Consider the following 24,930-nt stretch of genomic DNA (forward strand, 5'->3'; position numbering starts at 1 on the left):
GTGTGTCCAGGTCAACGGGGCACTCGCTACGCTCTTGCGTTGTCGACCCAGGCCCGCCACACCGGCGCAGGCCGCTCCAGCCGACGTCTTACGGGGGTTTCCACGTGTTCGGCATCGTCAGGCCCTGCACCCATCGTCTGTCCCAAGGGCTCAGGGCCGAGTGGACGGCTCATCTGTGCGGGCTCTGTCTCGCCCTGCGCGGCGACCACGGCCAGTTCGCCCGGGTCGTCACGAACTATGACGGGCTGATCGTCTCCGTGCTGACGGATGCCCAGTCCGGCTCCGCTCAGATACGGCGCCGCACCGCCGGGCCCTGCCCACTGCGCGGGATGCGGACCGCCGCGGTGGCGAAGGGGGAGGGCGCCCGCCTGGCGGCGTCGGTGTCCCTGGTGCTCGCCTCGGCGAAGATCCGCGACCATGTCGCCGACCGGAACGGGCTGTTGCGCCGCCGGCCGGTGGCCGCCGCCGCCCGCAAGGTCGCCGCGGGATGGGACCGGGCCGGGGCGCGCACCGGTGCCGCCCTCGGCTTCGACACCACGCTGCTCGTCGACGCCGTCGACCGGCAGCCGGTCATCGAGGAACTGGCCGGCCCCGGCACCCCGCTGACGGTCATCACCGAACCGACCGAGACGGCCACCGGGGCCGCGTTCGCTCACACCGCGGTGCTGGCGGGCCGGCCGGGCAATGCCGCCCCGCTGGCCGAGGCGGGCCGGCTCTTCGGACGGCTGGCCCACCTCCTCGACGCCGTGGAGGACCGCGCGGCGGACGCCGCCGAGGGCGCCTGGAACCCGCTCACCGCCACCGGCGCCACCCCCGCACACGCCCGCAAGCTGTGTGACGACGCGCTGCACGGCATCCGACTCGCGCTGCGCGAGGTCGAGTTCGGCGACTCCCGGCTGGTGCACGCGCTGCTGGTACATGAGCTGCGCCGGTCGGTGGACCGGGCCTTCGGGACGGCGTCCTGCGCCCACCAGGGGCACGGAGCGCCGGGGCCGTACAACGCTCAGGGCCCGAACCCGTACGGGAACGGATACGGCAGCCCGCCCGGGTACGGCCAGGTACCGGCCGCCGGTGGCCCCTACGTCCACGGTCAGCAGCTGAACGGCCCTCAGCACGTGCACGGCGGCGGCCCGGTGCCGCCCGGTGGTGCGGGCGGCGGCCACGGGGGAGGCCCGGGCGGCGGGGGCGGCGGGATGCCGCAGTTCCCGCACCAGCCGAAGAAGCCCCGGGGCTTCCTCGCCGGCTGTGCGGTCGCCATCGGGCTGTGCTGCACCTGCAAGCTCTGTTGCGCGGCGGAGTACGAGGGGCCGTGGTCGCGGAAGAAGCGCGAGGGGTGCTGCCAGGACTGTGACTGCTGCGACTGCGACTGTAACTGCGACTGCTGTGACTGCTGCAGCTGCTGCGACTGCTGAACCCTGACGGCACGAGGGGCGGCCATGACCGTGTCACGGCCGCCCCTTTCGGTCAGGCGCCCGGCGGTATCCGTGACGGGCGGCCGGAGCCCCGCGTCAGCTGATAGCCGCCGATCCCGGCGAGGGCCGCGAGCAGCCCGCCCACCGCGGTCCAGATCCAGCGGTCGGACCACCAGCCGGACGACCAGCCGCCGTCCGGCTCGGCCGCCGCCGCGGACTGTCCGGCCGGGCTCTCCTCGTCCTGCGGTGCGGCGGTCGCGGCGCCGGGCACCAGAGGCGCGGCGAGCGCGCCGTCCACCGCGTGGGCGCCACCGGTGTCGGCCGTGGTCGCGTCGACCTCGGCGTGCACCGGCAGACCGAGGTCGTCCTTCGGCAGGTCGACGACCGTCAGCCGTATGTAGTAGCTGCCCGGCAGCGGGTCGTTCGCCCACGGTTCCGCCCAGGCGCGGACCGTGCGCAGGGTGCAGGACAGCTCGACGGAGCCGGTGTCCGGTGCGGCGGTCCTGGTCCGGGCGCCGTAGGTGCAGTCCTGGCGCCGGCGCAGCCCGTCATAGACGTCGAGCTGCCAGGTGGCCGCACCGTGCCGGGCGGCGGCCTGCGGCAGAGTCACCTTGGCCTTGACGGTGGCGCGCTGACCCGCGTCCACGGGCAGTACCCAGTAGAGGTAGTCGCCGGTGGAGGCGCTGGCCGTGGCCGGCTGGTCCGGCCTGATGGCGGTCGCCGTACGGAAGGAGGTGCCGGCCTCGGTCGGCGCGGCCGCCTCCCCGTCCGCACTGCTGCTCGCGGAGGGGGACGGGCTGTCGGCGAGGGCGGTGCCCGCCGCGCCGAGCAGGGCGGCGCCCGCCAGCACGGCGGTCATCAGGGTGCGTACGGTACGCATCAGTTGGTCCTCCAGACGGTGACGCGCCAACGGGAGATCCAGCCCCACAGCAGACCGGCCACCAGCCCGGACAGGGCCAGCGTGATCAGCAGCCACCAGCCGTGGCCGAGCCCGAAGAAGGCGGCGTCGGAGGCGTCGGAGGGGCCGTCCACCAGATCGACGGTCAGCTCGACCGGCAGTCCGGGGTCGGTCTTGACCGAAGCGGGGGCCGAGAAGGAGTTGCTGACCTGCAGACAGACGGTCTCCGTCGCGGGCGCGTCGTCGCCGGTGGCCTCGCTCGGTGCCTTCGGATAGCGCAGCCCGGAGGAGATCACATCCGTACGGCCGTCGCCCGCCTCCGCGCCGCGGACGACCTCCCGGCCGTGCACGGTCGAGGCCCGCAGCAGGACCCCGTAGTCGTTGTTGACCGCCCGGTCGGCGGCGATGCTCACCGAGGCGCGCAGCTCCTGGCCGGGGCGGACGTCGACCCGGTACCAGCGGTGCTCGGCGAACTTCTCGCGGTCGCTGTAGAGGCCGGGCTTGAGCTCGGGGGCGCCGGCGCACTGCCCCGCCCCCTCGGTCGCCACGGGTGTGACCACCGGATGGGCCGCGCGGTCCACCAACTGATGCACACGGTCGCGCAGTTGCTTGGTGTGCTCCACCGAGGTGTAGGTGCCGCCGGTGGCCTCGGCGATGCAGCTCAGCTGGTTGCGGGTCTTGGCGTCCGGCAGCAGCCCGAGGGTGTCGACGGTGAGATGGATGCCCTTGGCGGCGATGTCCCGCGCCACCTGGCAGGGGTCGAGCGGGGCGCAGGTGTCCTCGCCGTCCGTGATGAGGACGATCCTGCGGCTCGCGTCACCGCCCTTGAGGTCGTCGGCCGCACCCAGCAGGGCGGGCCCGATGGGCGTCCAGCCGGTGGGGCTGAGCGTCGCCACCGCGGTCTTCGCCTCGGTCCGGTCGAGCGGCCCGACCGGGTAGAGCTGCCGGGTGTCCTTGCAGCCGACCTTCCGGTCCTCGCCGCGATAGGTGGCACCGAGGGTGCGTATGCCGAGCTGGACGTCGTCCGGCACGGCGTCCAGCACCTCGTCGAACGCCTGCTTGGCCGCGGCCATCCGGCTCTGCCCGTCGATGTCGCGCGCCCGCATCGAGCCGCTGACATCGAGCGTCAACTCGACCTTGGGGGAGGCCTTCGCGTCCGGTTCGCCGGCGCTGGCAGGTGTGGGGGCAAGCATGACGGTCATCGCGGCGAGCAGGCCGCACACCCCGGCCGCCAGCCGTTTTCTTGTGATCATCGACGGATCGTATGGAGAAACGTCCCGCAGTCCAAAACGGTTGTCGGACAGGGGACGGAAAGGGCCGCCCGCCGCGCGGTGGTGGCCGGCCGGGCGCGGGCGGCGGAGTGGCACATGGGGCGCCGGGCGGCCGGCGTGCCTTGCGTCTGCCATGGCGTCCCGCCCCCGAAAGGGAGTCGGCCATTGCGGTCGGCGCAGGGTCTCGCTTACCGTCGGCACACCACATCCCACCAGGTGCCCCCACGTCCCAACCAGTGGGAACCGGCGCGGTGTTGAAGGAGGGGACCATGGCAAGGAAGATCACACGGCGAGGGCCGGTATGACGGACCGGGCGGTGCCCGCCCCGAGGACCGAAAGCCCGTTGTCCTGGGCGTTCTCCCGCCCCGCACGAGCGGCGCGACCGGCGCCTTCCCCGGCCGGCCGCGGAGGAATTGCCCGGCGGCAGGGGCCCCGGCCGCCCCGGGCCCGGGTGCCCCGTTGTCCGGTACTCCGTCCCACTGAGCAGAGCGCCCCGCCGTGCCGCGGGGCGCCCTATCCTCCTGGAGCGCACCCATGCATCTGGCCACCCTCACCCATCAGGGGCGCCGCAGGCTCGTCGGCCGGCTCGCGTCGCAGCATCCCTGGCGGCTGGCGCCGCCCTCCGTCACCCTGGCGGAGGTCATCGAGGGCGGCGTCCTGCCCTGGTCGTGGAGCGAACTGCCCATAGGAACGGACCCGGTGCCGTCCCTGCCCTACCGGCCGGGCGCGCTGTACGGCGTCGGGCCGAACTACCCGCAGACCCTCGTGGAGATGGGCTGGGACCGGCCCGCCGAGCCCGTCCTCTTCCCCAAGCTCTCCTCCAGCGTCATCGGCAGCGGCGAGGCGATCGTCTTCGACCCGGAACTCACCCAGCGCGTCGACTGGGAGACCGAGTTGGCGGTCGTCATCGGCGGCGAGGCCCACTGCGTGTCCGAGGCGGACGCGCTGCGGTACGTCTTCGGCTACACCGTCGCCAACGACGTCTCCGCCCGTGATCTGCAGGAGCGCGACGGGCAGTGGCTGCGGGGCAAGGGCCTGGACACCTTCTGTCCCTTGGGGCCCGTGGTCGTCACCGCCGACGAGATCCCCGACCCGCACCGATTGCGGATCCGTACCCGGGTCAACGGCGAGACGGTGCAGGACGGTACGACGGCCGACATGGTCTTCCGCATCCCCGCGCTGATCGCCTACCTCAGCCGGTTCTTCACCCTGCGGGCGGGCGACGTGGTGCTGACCGGAACCCCGGCCGGCTGCGGCGACTTCATGCGGCCGCCGCGCGCGCTGCGGCCGGGAGATGTGCTGGAGTCGGAAGTGGAGGGGATCGGGTGCCTGGTCAACCCGGTGCGGGGCGCGGTGTGCGACGGCACCGGGGCCGGCGGCCCGGGATATCAGGAAGCGGGCGGCAGATAGCCGAGATCGTAGGAGAGTTCACGGCATACCTGCGCCACGAGCGGCCCGTACGCCGGTATCAGCGGCCCCATGCGCTCGGCCACCCCGGCCACGCTGACGCAGGCGACCGGCATCCCGGTGTGGTCGTGGACGGCGGCGCCGCAGCAGCAGCTCGACTCGTCGAAGTCCCGCAGGTCCTGGGACCAGCCGCGCTCCCGGGTGCGCTCTATCTCGGCATGCAGATCCGAGACGGTGGCCGCGGTCACCGGGGACAGCGGGTCACGGACCAGCTCGATCAGGGTGTCCTCCAGCTTCTGCTGCGGCAGCGCCGCCAGATAGGCGCGGCCCAGTGAGGTGGAGTGCAGCGGGCGGGCCGCGCCCAGCTCCGCGGTCACCGTGGCCGGCCGGGTGCCGCGCTCACGGTGCACGAACACCATGGTCAGACCGTTGGGCACACTGAGGCTGACGGTTTCCTGGGTGAGTTCGCCGAGTTTGCGCAGGGCGGGCGCGGCCGCGTCCCGCAGGGTGGTCGAGGCCACCGCCGCGGACGCCAGCCGTACCGCGGCCGGCCCCAGCTGCCACCGGGTCGTGGCCGGTGTCTGCGCCAGCCAGCCCTGCTGCTGCAGCCGGTCGACGAGCCGGTAGGCCGTACTGCGGGTCAGCCCGAGCGCCTGGGCGATCTCCGCGGTCGAGAGGCCGCGGTGGCGGGCCACATGGGTCAGGATCGCCAGCCCCCGGTCCAGCGTGCCGGCCGCCCGCTCGCCCGCGCCGACGCCGCCGTCGGAGGCCCGGCCGGACTCCGGCGTCACTGCCTTGCTCATCGTCGCCTTCGGCCCTTCCGGTTCATGCTGCGCGGCAGACTCGCCCGGTGACATTAGCCAGCCACTTCCGGCCCTGTCACTGGGACTTGTACCGCACTGACAGCAATTGCGGCGTTCAACCAACCCGGTGAACGAGACTGTGTCCCACTGGGTGGGACTGTCAAGTGCCGGGGAGGGGCGGGGAGTTCCGCGGCGCGCCCGGTGGCCGGTCGACGGGTGGGGCGCGCCGTACGACGCGTGCCGGAGGGGCCGTCGGCCGGTGGCGGAACGGGAGGCGTCGCGGGGTCCGTCAGCCGATCGCCGAAGCCATCCGCCGGACGGCCTCGGTGAGCAGTTCGGGGGAGGTCGCCAGGTTGAGGCGCAGATGACCGGCGCCGCCCGTGCCGAAGTGCGTACCGGGGCTGAAGGCCACTCTGCCCCGTTCCAGAAAGACCGCGGCGGGGTCGTCGCCGAGGCCGAGCGGCCGGCAGTCGAGCCAGGCGAGATACGTTCCCTCGGCCGGCCGGTAGCGGACCTGGGGCAGCCGCTCGGCCAGCAGGGAGGCGAGCAGCCGCCGGTTGTCGTCGAGGCCGCCGCGCACCGCGTCGAGCCACTCGCCGCCCTCCCGCAGCGCGGCGGTGTGGGCCAGCACGCCGACGTGGCTGGGACCGTGGCTGACCTCCTCCGGAAGGCGGGCCAGGTCTCCGGCCGCGGCGGGTCCGGCGAGGGCGAGTGCGGCCTTGAGGCCGGCCAGGTTCCACGCCTTGGACGCCGACATCAGCGAGAGGCCGCGCTCCGCCCCGGGCACGCTCAGATAGGGCACGAAGGCGGCGTCGAGGGCCACCACCGGCGCATGGATCTCATCGGCCACGACCCGCACGCCGTAGCGGTCCGCCAGCGCCGCCACCGCGGACAGCTCCCCGGCGCTGTGCACCGTGCCCGTGGGATTGTGCGGACTGCACAGCAGATACGCGGCCCGGCCCTCGTCCGCGACGGCGTGCCGGAAGGCCTCCTCCAGCACGCCGAAGTCGATCCGCAGGTCCCCGCCCAGCGGCGCCTCCACCACGCGCCGGTCCATGTGCGTCACGAACTGGTAGAACGGCGGATAGACGGGGCAGTTGACCACCACCGGGTCTCCCGGGCCGGTGACCAGCCTGAGCATCTCCACGACGCCCAGCATCACATCGGGCACGATCGCGGTGCGCGCCACGTCGAGCCCGTCCCAGCCCCAGCGCAGCCGGGCGAAGTCCGCCAGGGCCCGGGCGTACGCCGTCCCCGCCGGGTAGCCGGTGTCGCCGCGCGCCAGCGCCTGGGTGACCGCCCGTACGACCGGGGCGGCGAGCGGCACATCCATCTCCGCCACCCACAGGGGCAGCACGTCGTCCGGGTAGGTGCGCCACTTCATGCTCGTGCGCAGCCGCAGCTCGTCAAGGGTGAGCCGGCGCAGGGGGTTGGCGTCGTTGACGTCGTCTCGGGGCGCGTGGTCCATGAGGCCAAAATAGGCACGTTCCGCCCGCCGTGGCAGGGGGAGCGGCCGGGTGGTCCGTCCACCGGCCGGTGCCGGGGGCCGGCTCAGACGGCGGTGAGGATCAAAGCGGCCTGGTCATCCGGGGTGGAGGGGCCCGCGAAGGCGGTCACCGCGGCATTGACCGCGGCGATGAGACCGGCGGCGCAGGAGGAGCCGCACCCCAGGAGGGCCTCGGCCAGCCGGTGCTCGTCGAAGAACTCGCCGTCGGCCGAGCGTGCCTCGGTGATGCCGTCGGTGACCAGGACCAGGCTGTCGCCCGGATACAGCTCCACCCGGCACGGTGAGCCGTCGAATTCCGGGGCGACCCCCAGGAGCAGGCCCGACTGCGCGAGTTGTTCCACGGTGCCGTCGGTGCGGCGGACGAGCGGGGGGACATGGCCGGCGCGCAGCAGCTCCAGCGTGAGCGGGGAGGTGCCGGGCAGCAGTTCCCCGTAGACGAGCGAGACGAAGTCGTCGGCGCTGATGGAACTGCCGGTCAGCGCGTCGTTGATGGCGCCGACCACGGCCGCCGGGTCGTGCAGCAGACGTGCGGCGGCGCGCGCGGTGTGGCGGACCATCCCGGTGGTGGTGGCGGCGGCCGCGCCACGGCCGCGCACATCGCCGATCATCACCGCCCAGCGGTCGTCGGGCAGCGGGAAGACATCGTAGAAGTCACCGCCGACATCGAGCCCTTCGCCGGCCGGGTGGTAGGACGCCGCCAGCTCGACCCCGGGGATCGTGGGCAGCTCGGGCGGCAGCAGGCCGGCCTGCAGCTCGCGGGCGAGCTGGACGCGGTCGGAGAACTGGTGGGCGTTGTCGGCGCTGGCGGCGGCCCGGCTGGCCAGCTCCTCGGCGAGCGCGATGATGTGGTCGTCCAGCGGCCGGCCGGTGGCCAGCAGGGTCAGCACGCCGAAGGTGCGGCCGCGGGTGGCCAGCGGAACGCAGACGTACCCGGCGGTGCCGGGCAGCCCGGAGCGGGCGGCCGGTGCGGCGCCCGCGCCGTCGGTCTCCGTGCTGCCGGAGGCCAGGACGTGCGCCACCGCCTCGTCGACCCGGTCGCGTACGCCGGGGGAGGCGAGGAAGTCCTCGTCGGCCTGAGTGGCGGCGGCGACCGCGATCCGCCGGGTCCGGCCGTCCTCCACCACATGGACGGTGCACAGCGGCGCCAGCGTCGGCACGGTCAGCCGGGCCAGGCACTGCAGACAGTCGGTGAAGTGCGGCTCGCGGGTGATGGCGGTGCTGGCGTCCAGCACGAAGGCCAGGTCCTCCCGGGCCTCCTTCTCCCGGTCCTGGGCGGCGCGGCCGGCCTCCGTGGCCTGATGGCGTTCGATGGCCAGGGCGGCGGTACGGGCGAACGCCGAGCTGAGGGACAGGTCCTTCTCGTCGGGGGCCTTGGGGGTGCGGTGGTACATCGCGAAGGTGCCCAGCAGCCGGCCGTCCGCGCCCATGATCGGGGTGGACCAGCACGCCGCCACCCCGGCGCGCGAGGCCAGGTCGCGGTAGTCCTCCCACAGCGGATCGGTGGCGATATCGGTGACGATCACCGGTCGGCGCAGGTAGGCGGCCGTACCGCACGAGCCCACGCGCTCACCGGTGGCGATGCCGTCGACCGACGCGTTGAAGAAGTCGGGCAGACTCGGGCCGGTGCCGTGCCACAGATGCCGGCCGTCGGCGTCGGCGAGCAGCACCGAGACGATCATGTCCGGCGACAGCTCCTCGATCGCCAGGGCCATGCCCGTCAGGATCTCGCTCAGCGGGGCGTCACGCGCGATGCGTTCCAGCAGGATCCGCTGCTCGGCGGCGAGAAGCTGGGCGTGGTGGTGCGACGTGGTCTCCACCGCGATCACGATCACCCCGTCGACCCTGCCGGACGCGTCCCGGCGCGGCTCATACGTGAAGTCGAAGAACCCCTCCCGCTCCGCCCCCGGCGCACCGAGCACCAGCCGTCCGGCGCGGGCCCGGTGGACGACGCCGGTGCGGTACACCGTGTCGAGCCGGTCGAGGACGCCCTGCGAAGCCAGCTCCGGGATCAGTTCCCCGAGCGGCGCACCCGTGCGGCTGCGGTCGCCGCCGATCGCCTCGAAGAACGCCGGATTGGCCGCCTCCAGCAGATGCTGCGGGCCGCCCAGCGCAGCGAAGATCACCGGCGCCTGATCGAAGAGGTCCTCGTACTCCTCGCGTCGCAGAGGAGGGGACCGGAGGTGCGCGGTGACCGCGTCAAGACGGTCCGAATCCAGGGACATGACCATGCCCTCTCTTGCACACACCGACCGCGCGGCCGAGTCACCTCCCACTGTGACACACCGCACAGCGGAGTCCAGGTCCGAGCTGCGCCGGTCACCGGGCGGGACCGGGCGGCTACGACCGGCTCCCGGGGCTGGGGGAGTGCGGGTCCGGGGAAGCGGGCCGTACGCCCCGGGGGTGGTGGGGTCCGTTCGGTGTATCCGCCCCCTCCTCGCCAGGGAGAGCGTCTGAAATGTACCGATCCTCCCGTACTGTCCTGGTGGCCGGTGCCGCCCCCGGGTACCCCCGAGAGCGGCAGGCGGCTCACCGAGCGGCGGGGAGGTTTTGTCCGGGCCGCCCCGCGACACCCGAGGAACCCTGTGATCGAACTCGCCCCGGACCAACTCCCCGCGCTCACCGGCTGGTTCACCGCCGGAGCCCCCGGGACGGCCGCACTGGCCGAGCACGTGCGGGCCACCGGAACCGGCCGCTGGTGGGCCGACCGCGCCGTCGAGCCCCGCACCGTGGCCGTGACCTGCGCCGGCCATGCGCTGCTCCGCGGCGACCCGGCCGCCCTGGCCCCCGGTGCCCTCGCGGTCTTCGACGCCCACTACGTGCGGGCGGCCGGCCGCTTCCTGCCGGCGCTGGGCAGCGCCTTCGGCCGGATCTTGCCGTGGGAGCGGATGCTCTGCGTCCACCAGGTCCCGGCGGTGGCCCCGCGCCCGCCGCACGGCGTGACGGTGCGCAGGCTGGCGCCCGAGGACGCACCGGCGCTCACCGAGCTCGCCGCGGACGCGGCGTGGATCCATGCCCCCTGGGGCGGCCCGGCCGCGCTCGCCGCCTCCCGGCTCGGCTGGGCGGCCCGCGACCGGGACGGGATGCTCGCCGTCGCCTGTACCTACGTCCTCGGCACCGCCTACGAGGACATCGCCTGCTTCACCGCCCCCGACCACCGCCGCCGGGGCCTGGCCCTGGCCTGTGTGACCGCCCTGTGCCGGGACATCGCCGCCCGCGGCCGCACCCCGAGCTGGACCTGCTCCCGCGACCACCGCCCCAGCCGGCTCCTCGCCTGGACCGCCGGATTCCGGCTGCGCCACGAGTATGTGCACCACTTCACCGGGCAGCCGGCCACGCGCCCGCCCGGCCGCCGGGAAACCCCGCCCGTGCGGGCCTAACCTGGGGGAATGGGCGGTGACGTGCTCACGCTGTTCCTCTGCGGTGACGTCATGCTCGGCCGCGGTGTCGACCAGATCCTGCCGCATCCCGGAGACCCGGAGCTGCGCGAGGGCTACACCCGGGACGCCCGTGACTATGTCGCGCTGGCGGAGGTGGCGAACGGCCCCGTGCCCCGACCGGCCGCCTTCTCCTGGCCGTGGGGCGAGGCGCTGCGCCTGCTCGACGCGGCGGCGCCCGCCGCCCGGGTGCTCAACCTGGAAACCGGCGTCACCCGGCACTCCGGGTTCGCCCCCGACAAGGCGATCCACTACCGGATGAACCCGGCGAACCTCCCGTGCCTGGCCGCCGCCCGCCCGGACGTCTGCGTACTCGCCAACAACCACGTCCTCGACTTCGGCCGCCGCGGCCTGGCGGAGACCCTCGCCACGCTGGCGGAGGCGGGGCTGCGGACGGCCGGCGCCGGCGCGGACGCCGCGGCCGCGAGCCGCCCGGCGATCGTCCCCGTCGCGGGCGGCCACCGGGTCCTGGTCTTCTCCTTCGGGATGCCCTCCAGCGGCATCCCCGGCAGCTGGGCCGCGACCGGGGACCGGTCCGGCGTCGCCTTCGTGGCCGGGCCCTCGCGGGCCGCCGCATCCGGTATCGACGACCGGATACGGCAGCTCAAGCAGCCGGGCGACCTCGTGGTGGCCTCGGTCCATTGGGGCCCCAACTGGGGCTATCACGTGCCCCGCGACGAGGTCGCCTTCGCACACGCTCTGCTCGACGGCGGGGTGGACGTCGTCCACGGGCACTCCTCGCACCACCCCCGGGCCCTGGAGGCCTACCGCGGCAAGCTGGTGATCCACGGCTGCGGCGACCTCATCGACGACTACGAGGGCATCACCGGCTATGAGCACTACCGGGACGACCTGCGGCTGCTGTACCTCGTCTCGCTGGACGCGGACACCGGCGGGCTCCGCGAACTGCGGATCACCCCGCTGCAGTCCCGCCGGCTGCGGCTGTGCCCGGCCTCCACGGAGGACTCCCGGTGGCTGCGCGGACTCCTGGACACCATCGGCTCCGGCTTCGCCCCGTGCACCGCCGCCGGGCCCGGGGCCGCCCTCGTCCTCCGCCCCGGCTAGGAAGCGGCAGCCGCCATCAGGGCAGCAGGGTGTCGAGGAAGGCGTTGGAGAACACCCGCGCCGGATCGTAGGAGTTCAGTTTCTCCCGGGCCGTGCGCCAGTCCTCGAACGCGGCCGGCACCGTGCCGCCCACCACGGCGGCGTCCGTCCACGGCCCGCCGTCCGTGTAGGCCCAGCCCTTGGACCACTCGGGCCGCACCGTCGCATAGGAACCGGTGTAGTTCTGCCAGATCCACTGCTCCAGCTCACGGAAGAAGGGCCCGGCGCCGGGCGTACCGGGATAGGTGGCGAAGTCGAGCCACACCACGGTGTCCCACTCGGGACGGTCCGGGCGTACCCGTGCCGGCGACAGCAGAGGTCCGTCGATGGGGTCCGTCCCGGTGATACGCAGCTCGATCGGGCCGTTGACCGGGTAGGAACCGCGGCTCTGGTACGCGGTGAGCAGGCTCTGGTAGCGGGCGTGGAACTCGTGCACCACCCGCTGCACATTCGCCCGGGACGTCAGCACCGCCCAGCCCGCCTCCACGATCCGCAGCGTCGTCGGCTCGACGTACAGCAGGCTGTTCTTCGACCAGCCCCAGACGTCCCAGGTGCCGGTGACGATCAGCCCGGATCCCACGATGGACATGGCGAGCTTGGTGAACGCCGGCGTCTTGTCGCCCCCGCCCGCGGCGATCTGCCCGAGCAGCTTCGACATGTCCTCGGTGACGCGGTTGGCGAAGGTGTAGGCGTAGGGCCCGTCGAGCTGCTTGGCGAACAGCGGCTTGTCCGGTGCCACGCTCCACACCTTCAGCCACGGCACATCGGTGAACGGGAACCAGATGGCCTCGATGCGGCCGGTGCGGTCCACGTAGGAGCCGAGGGTGCGCCCGCCGGTGCCGGGTGGCGCGAAGACCGTGGCCACGTTCACGTCGTACCAATTCTGGCAGCGGATACGGGTGTTGGCCGCGGCGGTCATCGTCACCTCGGTGACGAAGGCGCGCCCCAGGTGCACGAGGAAGGCGCGGATGTCCGGGTCGCTGCGGGCGAAGGTCTTGAGGACATAGCGGCTGTCCGCCGCGCTCCACACCACGGCGGTGAGCGAGGTGACCAGAGCGCTCAGCGTGCCGAAGCCGGAGCCCGCGGGCGGATTCTCGGTGGCGGTGGGCACGCCGGTGCCGTGCCCGCCGATGGCGAGCACCCCGCCGAGGGTGAGATCGCCCGGCGCGGTGGTGGTGGCCAGGCCGAGCCCCGACTCCTCCAGGCGGGCGAGGAGGGTGTCGAGGGTCGCCCCCGTCTGCGCGGTGACGCTGCCGGGGCTGCCGCCGCGCACACTGACCGCCGTGAGGTGGGTGGTGGTGTCGACAAGGACCGTACGGCTGGTGTCGGCCCCGGCGGGCAGCACCAGCGGCGACCAGGTGTGGCCCTTGCCGCGGGCCCGGAGCCGGTAGCCGTGCTGATGGGCCCAGTTCGCGAGGGTGACGACATCGTCGGGCGTACGGGCCGACGCGGTCCAGACGTTCTCGACCACGATCTCCAGCGACCAGTTGCGGAAGGCCTGCTGGGCGAGCGGAATGCCGGCGGGAAAGTCGGGCGGAGGGGTGCGGGTGGCCGCGGCGCCGCCCGCGGGAATGCGGTACGCGGGGCGTAATCCCGCGGCCGCCGCGAACCCCGCGGCGGCGGCCCCGGAAAGGAGCGTACGGCGGGTGAGGGGGTTTCTTCGAGCGCTCTCGTCGGACATGGCGGTCCTTCCGGCACGCGGCTCGCGGCGTGCCGCCCCGCTGCACCGCGTACGCGTCGTAGAGGTGAGAACCGTACGAGCGCCCCGGTGCGGTGGGGGTGTGCCGGAAGGGTAGGGTGACGGGCCGTCAGTTGCAATGCCCGTGCGGTGCCGGGCGGTTGCCGCCCCCTGTGGTGGCGGCGGGCCGCCCCGGGGGCCGCCCGGCGACGGCCACCTGCGCCGGGCGCAGCAGCTGGTCGCCGACCCGGTAGCCCTGACGCAGGACCTCGGTGCACAGGGCACGGTCGAGCCGCTCGTCGAGGGTGTAGGTGACGGCTTCGTGGATCCGCGGGTCGAAGGGGGCACCCGCCGTGCCCACCGGCTGGAGGCCCAGCGCCGCCAGTTCGGTGTGCAGCGACTCGGCGATGCGCCGGAATCCGCCGGTCACCTCGCCCTGCTCGGTGGCCTTGGCCAGGGAGTCGAGCACGGGAAGCAGACGGCTCAGCACATTGGCGACGGCGATCTCCCCGACGGCCTGGCGGTCACGGTGGACCCGCTTGCGGTAGTTGTCGAACTCCGCCTTCAGCCGCTGGAGATCGGCCGTCCGCTCCCGGAGTTCGGCGCGGAGCGCCGCCTCCGGCAGTGCCGGCCGCTCGGCGTCCCGGTCGCCGCCGGACGGGCGGCCGGACTCCCGCCCGGACGCTTCCTCCCCCTCAACCGTAGGGGGTGGCAGCGGCCCGGGGCTTTCCTCCGGCCCGTGTCCGACGAGCGCCAGCGGTGGGTGGCCGAGGCCACGCACATGGGGCGGGCGGTTCATCGGGTGCCTCCCTCCTGCTTGTCGTCGTCCACGATCTCCGCGTCGACGACATCGTCCTGCTCGCCGCCGGCCGCCGGGCCGCCCTCGCCGGAGCCGTCGGCGGCCGGCCCGGAGGCCTGGGACTGCGCCTGGGAGTCGGCGTACATGGCCTGGCCCAGCTTCTGCGAGACGGCGGCGACCTTCTCGGTGGCCGTACGGATCTCGGCGGTGTTGTCGCCCTCGGCGGACTCGCCCTTGAGCTTCTCCTTGAGCTCGCCGACGGCCTCCTCGACCTCGGTCTTGATCTCGCCCGGGACCTTCTCCTCGTTGTCCTTGAGGAACTTCTCGGTCTGGTAGACGAGCTGCTCGGCCTGGTTGCGGGTCTCCGCGGTCTCCCGCCTGCGGCGGTCCTCCTCGGCGTGGTGCTCGGCGTCGCGGACCATCCGGTCGATGTCGTCCTTCGGCAGCGAGGAGCCGCCGGTGACCGTCATCTTCTGCTCCTTGCCGGTGCCCAGGTCCTTGGCCGTGACGTGCATGATGCCGTTGGCGTCGATGTCGAAGGAGACCTCGATCTGCGGGACCCCGCGCGGGGCCGGCGGCAGACCGGTCAGCTGGAACATCCCGAGCTTCTTGTTGTACGCCGCGATCTCGCGCTCGCCCTGGTAGACCTGGATCTGCACGGACGGCTGGTTGTCCTCGGCCGTCGTGAAGATCTCGGAGCGCTTGGTGGGGATCGTGGTGTTGCGCTCCAGCAGTTTGGTCATGATGCCGCCCTTGGTCTCGATACCGAGGGACAGCGGGGTGACGTCCAGCAGGAGGACGTCCTTGACCTCACCCTTGAGGACACCGGCCTGGAGGCTGGCGCCGAGGGCGACGACCTCGTCCGGGTTGACGCCCTTGTGCGGGTCCTTGCCGGTCAGCTCCTTGACCAGCTCGGTCACCGCGGGCATCCGCGTCGAGCCGCCGACCAGGATCACGTGATTGACGTCGGAGACCTCGATCCCGGCGTCCCGCACCGCATTGTGGAACGGCGATTTGCAGCGCTCCAGCAGGTCGGCGGTGAGCTGCTCGAACTGGGACCGGGTGAGCTTCTCGTCCAGGTGCAGCGGGCCGTCGGCCGAGGCGCTCAGATACGGCAGATTGATCGTGGTCTCGGTCGCCGCGGACAGCTCGATCTTCGCCTTCTCGGCGGCCTCCCGCAGCCGCTGGGTGGCCATCTTGTCCTTGGACAGGTCGATGCCGTACGCGTTCTTGAACTGCTTGGTCAGGTGGTCGACGATCCGCTGGTCCCAGTCGTCGCCGCCCAGATGGGTGTCGCCGTTGGTGGCCTTCACCTCGACGACCCCGTCACCGATCTCCAGCAGCGAGACGTCGAAGGTGCCGCCACCGAGGTCGAAGACCAGGATGGTCTGGTCGTTCTCCTTGTCGAGTCCGTAGGCCAGCGCGGCGGCGGTCGGCTCGTTGACGATCCGCAGCACCTTCAGGCCCGCGATCTCCCCGGCCTCCTTGGTGGCGGTGCGCTGGGCGTCATTGAAGTACGCCGGAACGGTCACGACGGCATCCGTCACGTCCTCGCCCAGGTACTCCTCGGCATCGCGCTTGAGCTTCTGCAGTACCCGCGCGGAGATCTCCTGTGCGGTGAAGCGCTTGCCGTCGATGTCGCCGTGCTCAGGGAAGCGCCAGTCGGCCTCGCCCATGTGGCGCTTGACCGAGCGCGCGGTGCGGTCCACGTTGGTCACGGCCTGTCGCTTGGCGACCTCGCCCACCAGCACATCCCCGCCCTTTGCGAACCCCACCACCGACGGGGTGGTCCGGGCGCCCTCGGCGTTGGTGATGACCGTGGGCTCGCCGCCCTCCAGCACACTGACCACCGAGTTCGTCGTACCGAGGTCGATACCCACTGCACGTGCCATGGTCTTCTTCTCCTCGCGTTGCGGCCCACTCCCGGAGCGGCCCGTGATCAGGGGGCAGCAGAAGGGCGCGGTGCACGGGCTCCGCCGTGGGGCGGGCGCCCGCTCCGCCCGCCACCGGGCGCCGGCGCTGCATGAAGCGTGCCGATATATCTGTAAAGATATTCCCATTCAACGCAAAAGAGACGTATGTGCCAATTTTGGTGTGCTTCCGGCCGCCGTCACTGCGGCCCCGCGCGCGGCCCCCGGGGCGCCGCGGACCGTCTCGGTGCGCCCGGTGGGACACCACCGGGCGCACCGAGACGCCGCGCTCACCTGGCCGGCACCGGGGCCGAGGTCCACGTGCCGAGGGCGATCTCGGCGGTGATGCCGGGCCCGAAGCCCGCCAGCAGACCACGCTGACCGTCGAGCGCCGAGGCCTCGTCGAACATCCGGCCCAGGGCGTCGAGCACCACCGCGCTGGCGATGTTGCCGTACTCGGTGAGCGTCGCGCGGCTGAACCGGAACGCCTCCGGCGGCACGTCCAGGAAGTGGCACAGGTCGTCCAGAATGCGCGGGCCGCCCGCATGGACGATGTAGAAGTCCAGGTCGCCCGCGTTCCATTCGTGCTGCTCCGCCACGGCGCGCAGGGCCGGGGCGAGCGGCTTCATGGTGCCGGGCACGCGCTTGTCCAGCTGGAAGTGGAACCCCGTGGAGCGCACGGCGTAGGAGATCCAGTCCTCGGTGTTCGGGATCAGGTACGAGCCGTTGCGCTCCAGGCTGACGCCGGTGCCACCGTTGCCCCGCACCACGGCCGCGGCGACCGCGTCCCCGAACAGCCCGTTGGACAACAGCGATCCCACTCCCAGATCCGTGGGCTGGTAGCACAGCGAGCAGAATTCGCACGCCACGATCAGCACATTCGCGTCCGGGTAGGCCGTGCAGTAGTCGTGCGCCCGGTTGATCGCGGCGCCTCCCGCGGCACAGCCGAGTTGGGCGATCGGCATCTGCCGGGTCTCCGGACGGAAGCCCAGGGTGTTGATGAGCCATGCGCTCAGCGGCGGCATCATGAAGCCGGTGCACGACACGTAGACGATCAGGTCGATCTGTTGCGGCTCCAGTTCGGCCTGGTCGAGGGCCGAGCGCACCACGGCGGGGACACGGGCCTTGGCTTCCTGCTCGTACACCGCGTTGCGGGCGTCGAGACCCGGGTGCTTGAGCACCTTGTCGATCGGCTGGATCAGATGCCGTTTGAGGACACCGGTGTGCTCGATGAGCCGGAGTACGAGTCTCAGCTGCGAATGATCCTTGTGCAGCCGTTGTGCGAGTTCGAGGGTGTCGTCCTGGGTGATGACGTATTCAGGGACCGCGATTGCAGGTTTGCACAGAACCGCCATGGGATGCACTCCTTGCAGACCAGGGACCGCCTTTGCGGAATTCCCTCGCAGAATGCGAGTCGTATTCGGCCGGCGAACCCGCTGTGGCGCCATGCCCGTATCGAAGGGGCAAGGGAACCGTTGGCGGGCTCACAGGCCCGGGGTTGACGACTTTTGAGGGAATTGGCGGGCCAGTCGAAGAATGACCTCTCCCCGTGCAGATGGATCATCTTTCCGACTAGTAACCGTACGCCAGCCGGGTGAGATCTGCATTCCGCTGCGCCGGCCGCCGTCACCAGGCGACCGGCAACTCCAGTGGATAGCGCCAGATCGAGGTCGTGTTCCAGCGCACTTCCTCGGCCGGCTTTGCCAGGCGCAGCTCGGGGAAGCGCTCCAGCAGGGCCGTGAGGGCCACTTCGAGCTCCGTGAAGGCGAGCGGGGCGCCCAGGCAGTGATGCCCGCCCCAGCCGAAGGTCATGTGGGACGGCTTGCCGTCACGTTCCAGATCCAGCTCGTCGGGCCGGTCGAACTTCCGCGGATCCCGGTTGGCCGTCAGATAGGAGACGTGCACGATGTCCCCGGCACGGATCGTCACCCCGCTCAGTTCCACGTCCTCGGTGGCGACCCGGGGGATGCCGACGCCCTTGCGGAACGGAATGAACCGCAGCATCTCCTCCATGGCCCGCGGCAGCATCTCGGGCCGGGAGCGCAGCATGGCCAGTTCCGCGGGCCGGGTCAGGAGCGTGTAGGCGAGGTTGCCGATCTCATACGTGGTGGTGTCCTGGCCGGTGATGAGCAGCACCATGGCCATGACGGTGAGTTCCTGGTCGCCCAGGATCTCGTCGCCGTCACGCGCGGTGGCCAGCGCGCTGATCAGGTCGTCTCCCGGGTGCTGACGACGCTTCGCGGTCAGCGTCTTGAAGTAGCCGCGCATATCGGCCTTGGCCCGCACGGCCTTGTCCCGGTTGTCGAGGCTGACGTTCATCATGGTCCGGGCGTGGGCGCGCAACTGGCCGCGGTCGGCCTCGGGGATGTCCAGCACCTCGCAGATCGTGGTCAGCGGCAGCGGAGAGGCCAGGCTCTCCATCAGGTCCGCCGGCGAGCCGTGCGTGGTCATCCGGTCCAGCAGCTCGTCCACGACGTGCTGGGCGCGGGTCCGCATGCGCTCCACCTGGCGCGGCGCGAAGGCCTTGGAGACCAGGCTCCGCAGGCGGCTGCTGGCCGGCGGGTCCATCACGTTGATCGCCTCGTCCTGGACGATCGGCTCCGGCGTCATACGGGGGAAGTCCCGGCCGATGACACCGCTGCGGCTGAAGCGCCGGTCGGTGGTCACCGTGCGGACGTCCTCGTACCGGGTGACGAGCCACGCCTCGCCCTCGCCGTACGGCAGCCGGATACGGGCCACCGGTTCCTCGGTCAGCAGGCGCTTGAGCGTGGGGTCGAATTCAAGGGCCTCGGCATAGTCGAATGGGCAGTTCCAGACCTTGGCGCCGGATTCCATATCGAACTCCCGAAGTGAGAAGGGGACGAGCGGATTCACCGTCTGCGCAGACAGCACAAGGCGCCTGTGCACGGCAGCACACGGCCGCGGGCGGAAAAGCGCCCGTTCATCCCAAGGATCGAAACACAGGGATGCCCCGGGCGGCCTTTCCACACGATCGGCGCAGCGGGCCGGGAAACGCGGCGTGTCCCGCCATTCCCGGCGGCTCAGCGCCCCGGCCGGATGGCCGGAGCATTGGGCCAATCGGGTGGTAGGGAGACGTGCGACCGGTCAGATTCCCCGGCCCGCACCGCCCGTCCCGTCCATACGCCCGGCTCGTCCGTACGCCCGGCGCCCCCGTGGGCGGCCGCGTGCGGCGACGGCCCGGTGAACCACGGGGGAAGTTCTGGCATCTCTTCGGGGGAATGGGTGTTCGGGCGGCGTGCGCTGCATAGCATGTGCAGCGTTGCCATCGGCACGGCAGGAGACCCGCCGGGGCCGTGGCCCTGATCCGTCTGCGTCAGGTACGCGAGCGCGTGCTGTGAACGATCCCCGGGAGGCTGGGAGTGCCACGATCCGGCCCCGCATGGCTGCGGTCCGCGCGCGTGCGGGGCATCGGGGGTGCGCTCCTCACCGGCGGACTGCTGGTGACGCCGGTCCTGGCCGGCGGCCCGGGGGACGCGGCGGGCGACGCCCGGACCGCGGCGGACGGGCTGCCGCACACCGCCGTCGAGGTCTCCTCGAGCGGTTGCGGCCGGGGCTGGGCACACCCCCGCCCCGGGACGCAGGTCTTCGAGCTGCACAACACCTCCGGCACCGCGGCCGAGGTGTATCTCAAGTCCCCGCGGAACGGGGCGGTTTACGGCGAGACGGAGGGAATCGGCCCCGGGACCACCCGCCGGCTGCGGGTCACGCTGGGGCAGGGGTCCTACGCCTTCATGTGCCTGCCGGACGACGCCGATGCGGTCACCGGGCCCACGGTCCGGATCGACGGCGGCGGCCGATCGGGCCCGGCGGCGGCCCCGCTCACCCAGCACGACCTGATTCCCCCGGCGCTGGAGTACCAGAAGTGGGTCGCGGGCGGCCTGGACGACCTCGTGGGGCGGACCGGGACCCTGCGCGACGCCCTGGCCCGCGGGGACCTCGCGGGAGCCCGGAACGCCTGGCTGTCCGCGCACCTCGCCTACGAACGGCTGGGCGCGGCGTACGGCACCTTCGGCGACGCGGACCAGAAGATCAACGGTACCGGCGCCGGTCTGCCGCACGGCGACCGCGACCCGGAGTTCACCGGCTTCCACCGCATCGAATACGGACTGTGGCACGGAGCGCCGGCCGCCTCCCTGCGCGCACCGGCCGCCGCCCTCCTCGCCACCGTCCGCACGCTCCGCAACGACTGGGCGCAAGAGCGGATGGACCCGGCGGACCTCGGCCTGCGGGCGCACGAAATCCTGGAGAACACCGTCGAGTTCGAGCTGACCGGGCGGACCGACTACGGCAGCGGCAGCAATCTCGCCACCGCCCGCGCCAACATCGACGGCACCCGCGCCGTCCTCAGCCGGCTGCACCCGCTGCTGGTCACCCGCTATCCCGGGCTGCGGAAGCTGGACGACGACCTGGACCGCACCCGTCGTCTGCTCGACGGCTTCCGGCACGACGGCCGGTGGACCCCGCCGGACCGGCTGGACCGTGCCCGGCGGGAGCACGTCAACGCGGTGTTCGGAGATCTGGTGGAACGGCTGGCGTCGGTGGCGACGCTGTGCGACGCGCGGAGAACGGTGTGAAGGGCATGAACGGTGTCGGTCGACGGGGATTCCTGCGGGGTGCGGCGCTGGCCGGTGCCGGTCTCGCGGCCGGCGGCACCGCGTCCGCCGACGCCCGGCCGGCGGACGGCGGGCCGGTAGCGCTGCCCGTGCCGGGCCCGGGGCTGCTGTCGGACGCCGCGCTCCCGGTCCCGTTCCACGGCACCCATCAGGCGTCGGTGACCGCCCCGCCCCGCCGGGTCACGGCGTTCACGGCGTTCGATGTGACCGCCGAGAACCGCAACGAACTGGCCGACCTGCTGCGGACCGTCACGGCCCGCGCCCGCTTCCTGACCGGCGGCGGAGCACCGGCGCCGGTCGGCATCACCGGCCCGCCCGCCGACTCGGGTCTCCTGGGGCCGCAGGTCCCCGCCGGCGCGCTGTCGGTGACGGTCGGCGTGGGGGCGGCCCTCTTCGACGACCGGTTCGGGCTGCACGGCCACGCACCGCGCCGCCTGACCACCATGCCCTCCTTCCCCGACGACGACCTGCGGGCCGAGTGGTGCCACGGCGACCTGAGCCTCCAGCTGTGCGCGGACGACACGGACACCGTGCTGCACGCCCTGCGGGACCTCGCCCGGCACACCCGCGGCGGGATGCAGGTGCGCTGGCGGCTGGACGGCTTCACCTCTCCGCCCCGGCCGTCGGGGACGCCCCGCAACCTCCTGGGGTTCAAGGACGGCACGGCCAACCCGGATGCCCGCTCCGCCCGGGAGATGGACCATCTGGTGTGGGTGGGGCGGGGCGCGGGCGAGCCGGACTGGGCGGTCGGCGGCAGCTACCAGGTGGTGCGGCTGATCCGCATGCTGGTGGAGTTCTGGGACCGGGTGTCGCTGACCGAACAGGAGCGGATGTTCGGCCGCGCCCGGGAGACCGGGGCACCCCTGGACGGCGACGCCGAACACGACACCCCGCACTACCCCGGTGACCCCAAGGGCGATGTGATCCCCCTGGACAGCCACATCCGGCTGGCCAATCCGCGGACCGCCGCCACCGCCGGCCAGCGCCTCCTGCGCCGCGCCTACAACTACGACAACGGGACGGACAGCAACGGCAACCTCGACATGGGCCTGCTGTTCTGCTGCTACCAACAGGATCTGGCCCGCCAGTTCGAGACCGTGCAGCGCAGGCTGGCCGGCGAGCCGCTGACGGACTACATCAAGCCCTTCGGGGGCGGATACTTCTACGCGCTGCCCGGCGTCCAGGGGGAAACGGACTGGTACGGGCGGGCGCTGCTGACATGACCGGCGGCCGCCTCCTGGCCCGAAGGGTCAACACCCGGTCAAGTTTTGGCCTGGGTTACCTGACCCAGTGTTCACTCCCGGGCCATCATGGCTCTGCCGCACCGCCGTCCGACCGGCCGAACATCCGGCCGTACAGCACCGATACGTCCCTGCCCGGAGGGTGAAAAAGCATGGCCAGTAGGGGAAAACGAGCAACGATCCGGAGCCTGGGGGCCCTCACGGGCGCCGCGGCCCTCGCGGCCCTGGGCGCGGGCGCGCCCGCCTGGGCGGCGGCCGACCCGACCGCCGCCTCCCGGACGGCCACCCCCATCAAGCACGTGGTCGTGCTCTTCGACGAGAACATCTCGTTCGACCACTACTTCGCGACGTACCCGAAGGCCGCCAACACCGACGGCACCAAGTTCACCGCCTCGCCGCGCACTCCCCGGGACATCGACAACCTGCGCACCGCGGGGCTGCTCAAGCACAACCCCAACCAGTACGCCCCCAAGCGGCTCACCCCCGAGCAGGCCGTGACCTGCGACCAGACCCACGACTACGGGCCCGAGCAGTACGCGTACAACGGCGGCAAGGCCGACAAGTTCGTCGAGAACACCGACTCCGGCAAGTGCTCCGGCGGGCTCTACGGCGAGCCCGGCCTGGTGATGGACTACTACGACGGCAACACCGCCACGGGCATGTGGAACTACGCCCAGCACTACTCCCTCAACGACCGCTCCTTCAGCTCGGTCTACGGCCCCTCCTCGCCGGGCGCGATCAACCTGGTCTCCGGGCAGACGCACGGCATCATCTCCACGGACCCGGCCTCCGGCACGGAGCACCCCAAGCAGACCGCCACGGCCGATCCGCACGTCGTGCAGTCGCCGGACGCCAAGGGCGTCGGCACGATGGTCAAGGACCCGGACCCGGCCTACGACGACTGCTCCAACAAGGACCACAGCAGCAAGGACGCGCTCGCCTCGATGCAGGGGCGCAACATCGGTGACCTTCTCAACGCCCGGCACGTCAGCTGGGGATGGTTCCAGGGCGGCTTCCGGCCCAGCACCGCGTGGGACGGCGACTCGGGGCACTACGCCAAGTGCGGCGGGACCACCCACGCCAACATCGGGGGAGCGCAGTCCGTCGACTACAGCCCGCACCACGCGCCGTTCCAGTACTACAAGTCGACGGCCAACCCGCACCACCTGCCGCCGAAGAGCGTCAACGAGGTCGGCCACGCCGGACAGGCCAACCACAACTACGACCTGAGCGACTTCGACGCCGTGCTCAAGGCGGGCAAGCTGCCGGCCGTCAGCTTCCTCAAGGCCCCCGCCTACCAGGACGCGCACGCCGCCTACTCCGACCCGATCGACGAACAGCACTTCCTGGTCAACCAGATCAACCACATCCAGCAGTCCCCGCAGTGGAAGGACACCGCAGTCGTCATCGCCTATGACGACTCCGACGGCTGGTACGACCACGCCTTCGTCGCCCCGCGCAACGGCTCCAAGGACACCAGCACCGGCTCCAACGGCAAGGCCACCGACAGCCCGGCCTGCCAGGCGGGCCCCGCGGCCGCCGGTGGCTACCAGGACCGCTGCGGCCCCGGCACCCGGCAGCCGCTGCTGGTCATCTCCCCGTACAGCAAGGTCAACAAGATCGACCACACCCGGACCGAGCAGACCTCGATCATCAAGTTCATCGAGAACAACTGGCACACCGGCCGGATCGGCGACGCGTCCTTCGACACCCGGGCGGGCTCGCTGAACGGCATGTTCGACTTCCGGCACCCGAACAACAAGCAGGTGCTCCTCAACGCCAACGGCTCGGTCAAGTCGGTCGGCCCGATCCGGCAGGTCGCACCGGTCGCCACGACGATCGACCCGGGCCCCGCGATGCAGGCCACGGCCGCGGCGAGCGACTCCTCCGACTCCGAGCTGCTGCCGATCGGTATCGGCGCGGCCGTGGTGGCGGGCGGCGCCACCGCCACCATCCTGGTGCTGCGCCGCCGCAAGGAGCAGCGCGCCGTCTGACCTGACGGACCGGCGATACGGCCACGGCCCGGCGGCTCACCGAAACGGTGATCCGCCGGGCCGTGCCGGTGCGGGGACGCGCTCTCGTGCCGCTACGGGCCGTCGCGGTCCGCGGCCGTCCGGCGGTTCAGACCGCCTGCCCCATGGCATGTCCCTCGCTCGCGGCCAGCACAAAGGGGTGGCCGGCGGGGTCCGAGTAGCGGCGGGCGTCGTAGGGCCCGCGGTTCTCGCGTGTCTGCAGCGGCCGCGCGCCGAGGGCGACGGCCTCGCGCTCGGCCTCGTCCATATCGTCCTGCGGGACGAGGAAGTGCAGATGCGCCTGCTGTGAGTCGTCGGGGCGGGGCCAACTCGCCGGCGCCGCGCCCGGGTCGCGCCGGATCGCGAGGTGGACCCGGCCGCCCGCGACGACTTCGATGTAGTCCGGGGTGTTCCCGATCCGTGCTTCTCCGCCGAGGAATTGTGCGTAGAAGTCCGCCAGTGGCGCGGGCTCCGTGCAATCCAGTACCAGGACTCCGGTCTTGGCGATGGCCATGCGCTTCCCCTCCTGCCGACGGGCCTCCGCCCGCCCTCCCCGGACCGGTTACCCCGTGTCGGCGCCGGCACTCCGCGCACCGGGAGGCACCCGCCCCGCCGCCCCTGCGCACACCGGACGCGGCACCGCGGGCGCCACGCGGGCGGGGCCGGCCGCGCCGCCCGGGGACCGCGTGGCCTGGCAGGCCCCCGCGCGAGGGGCCACGATGGGGACAGGAACGGACGTCGTTCCCGCTCGCCGGCCGGCCGGCGGTGATCACGATCAAGCCCGCCCGGTCAAGGGACTTATGGCAGGTCGGCGGCGGGT

Annotated in this window: 18 protein-coding genes; 7 read left to right on the forward strand and 11 right to left on the reverse strand. The window is 72.4% G+C overall.

Going from position 1 to position 24,930, the window contains the following annotated elements:
* Positions 1-104: 104 nt before the first annotated feature.
* Positions 105-1,412, forward strand: a complete 1,308-nt coding sequence (locus tag OIU81_RS33510) for a DUF5685 family protein (RefSeq protein ID WP_329153875.1) — start codon at positions 105-107, stop codon at positions 1,410-1,412.
* A 52-nt stretch (positions 1,413-1,464) separates the two neighbouring features.
* On the opposite strand, the gene OIU81_RS33515 is transcribed toward OIU81_RS33510, so the two are convergent.
* On the reverse strand, positions 1,465-2,292 hold the full coding sequence (locus OIU81_RS33515; protein WP_329153877.1) for a hypothetical protein: 828 nt from the start codon (positions 2,290-2,292) through the stop codon (positions 1,465-1,467).
* The gene (locus tag OIU81_RS33520) at positions 2,292-3,563 is read right to left on the reverse strand and encodes a VWA domain-containing protein (protein ID WP_329153878.1); all 1,272 of its coding nucleotides are present in this window, start codon (positions 3,561-3,563) and stop codon (positions 2,292-2,294) included. The genes OIU81_RS33515 and OIU81_RS33520 overlap by 1 nt, the downstream gene beginning before the upstream one ends.
* A gap of 552 nt (positions 3,564-4,115) precedes the next feature.
* Between OIU81_RS33520 and OIU81_RS33525 the strand changes: the two genes are divergently transcribed.
* Positions 4,116-4,991: a fumarylacetoacetate hydrolase family protein gene (locus OIU81_RS33525; protein WP_329153879.1), complete on the forward strand. Its 876-nt coding sequence runs from the start codon at positions 4,116-4,118 to the stop codon at positions 4,989-4,991.
* Here OIU81_RS33525 and OIU81_RS33530 read toward each other — a convergent pair.
* From OIU81_RS33530 to OIU81_RS33540, 3 genes are all read right to left on the reverse strand, one after another.
* Positions 4,970-5,791: an IclR family transcriptional regulator gene (locus tag OIU81_RS33530; RefSeq protein ID WP_329153882.1), complete on the reverse strand. Its 822-nt coding sequence runs from the start codon at positions 5,789-5,791 to the stop codon at positions 4,970-4,972. The genes OIU81_RS33525 and OIU81_RS33530 overlap by 22 nt on opposite strands.
* Positions 5,792-6,080: 289 nt before the next feature.
* Positions 6,081-7,259 carry a MalY/PatB family protein gene (locus OIU81_RS33535; RefSeq protein WP_329153884.1) on the reverse strand — a complete coding sequence of 393 codons (1,179 nt, stop codon included), beginning with the start codon at positions 7,257-7,259 and terminating at the stop codon, positions 6,081-6,083.
* Between the two features lie 83 nt (positions 7,260-7,342).
* The gene (locus OIU81_RS33540) at positions 7,343-9,520 is read right to left on the reverse strand and encodes a SpoIIE family protein phosphatase (protein WP_329153886.1); all 2,178 of its coding nucleotides are present in this window, start codon (positions 9,518-9,520) and stop codon (positions 7,343-7,345) included.
* Between the two features lie 360 nt (positions 9,521-9,880).
* Here OIU81_RS33540 and OIU81_RS33545 point away from each other — a divergent pair, with 360 nt between their 5' ends.
* Complete coding sequence (locus tag OIU81_RS33545) at positions 9,881-10,675, forward strand: GNAT family N-acetyltransferase (protein WP_329153888.1); 795 nt, start codon at positions 9,881-9,883, stop codon at positions 10,673-10,675.
* 9 nt (positions 10,676-10,684) lie between these two features.
* The gene (locus tag OIU81_RS33550; RefSeq protein ID WP_329153889.1) at positions 10,685-11,797 is read left to right on the forward strand and encodes a CapA family protein; all 1,113 of its coding nucleotides are present in this window, start codon (positions 10,685-10,687) and stop codon (positions 11,795-11,797) included.
* A 16-nt stretch (positions 11,798-11,813) separates the two neighbouring features.
* Here OIU81_RS33550 and OIU81_RS33555 read toward each other — a convergent pair whose 3' ends face one another.
* The 5 genes from OIU81_RS33555 to OIU81_RS33575 form a co-directional block, all read right to left on the reverse strand.
* Positions 11,814-13,517, reverse strand: coding sequence for a cholesterol oxidase substrate-binding domain-containing protein (locus tag OIU81_RS33555; protein WP_329153891.1), 1,704 nt, complete (start codon positions 13,515-13,517; stop codon positions 11,814-11,816).
* Positions 13,518-13,644: 127 nt separating this feature from the next.
* The gene (gene grpE, locus OIU81_RS33560; protein ID WP_329153892.1) at positions 13,645-14,313 is read right to left on the reverse strand and encodes a nucleotide exchange factor GrpE; all 669 of its coding nucleotides are present in this window, start codon (positions 14,311-14,313) and stop codon (positions 13,645-13,647) included.
* Complete coding sequence (dnaK, locus tag OIU81_RS33565) at positions 14,310-16,205, reverse strand: molecular chaperone DnaK (RefSeq protein WP_329153894.1); 1,896 nt, start codon at positions 16,203-16,205, stop codon at positions 14,310-14,312. Before dnaK ends, grpE begins: the two co-directional genes overlap by 4 nt.
* Before the next feature lie 308 nt (positions 16,206-16,513).
* Positions 16,514-17,578 carry a type III polyketide synthase gene (locus OIU81_RS33570; protein WP_329153896.1) on the reverse strand — a complete coding sequence of 355 codons (1,065 nt, stop codon included), beginning with the start codon at positions 17,576-17,578 and terminating at the stop codon, positions 16,514-16,516.
* A gap of 271 nt (positions 17,579-17,849) precedes the next feature.
* Positions 17,850-19,058 (reverse strand): cytochrome P450, encoded by a 1,209-nt coding sequence (locus tag OIU81_RS33575; RefSeq protein WP_329153898.1) that lies wholly within the window; start codon positions 19,056-19,058, stop codon positions 17,850-17,852.
* A gap of 545 nt (positions 19,059-19,603) precedes the next feature.
* Here OIU81_RS33575 and OIU81_RS33580 point away from each other — a divergent pair.
* From OIU81_RS33580 to OIU81_RS33590, 3 genes are all read left to right on the forward strand, one after another.
* Positions 19,604-20,818, forward strand: coding sequence for an EfeM/EfeO family lipoprotein (locus tag OIU81_RS33580; protein WP_329153900.1), 1,215 nt, complete (start codon positions 19,604-19,606; stop codon positions 20,816-20,818).
* A 5-nt stretch (positions 20,819-20,823) separates the two neighbouring features.
* A complete protein-coding gene (gene efeB / locus OIU81_RS33585; RefSeq protein ID WP_329153902.1) occupies positions 20,824-22,080 on the forward strand; it encodes an iron uptake transporter deferrochelatase/peroxidase subunit in 1,257 nt (418 codons plus the stop codon).
* Between the two features lie 170 nt (positions 22,081-22,250).
* Positions 22,251-24,092: a phospholipase C gene (locus OIU81_RS33590; protein WP_329153903.1), complete on the forward strand. Its 1,842-nt coding sequence runs from the start codon at positions 22,251-22,253 to the stop codon at positions 24,090-24,092.
* A gap of 127 nt (positions 24,093-24,219) precedes the next feature.
* On the opposite strand, the gene OIU81_RS33595 is transcribed toward OIU81_RS33590, so the two are convergent.
* The gene (locus tag OIU81_RS33595; protein WP_329153905.1) at positions 24,220-24,624 is read right to left on the reverse strand and encodes a VOC family protein; all 405 of its coding nucleotides are present in this window, start codon (positions 24,622-24,624) and stop codon (positions 24,220-24,222) included.
* Between the last annotated feature and the right edge of the window lie 306 nt (positions 24,625-24,930).

It is taken from the genome of Streptomyces sp. NBC_01454 (assembly GCF_036227565.1).
GTDB lineage: Bacteria > Actinomycetota > Actinomycetes > Streptomycetales > Streptomycetaceae > Streptomyces.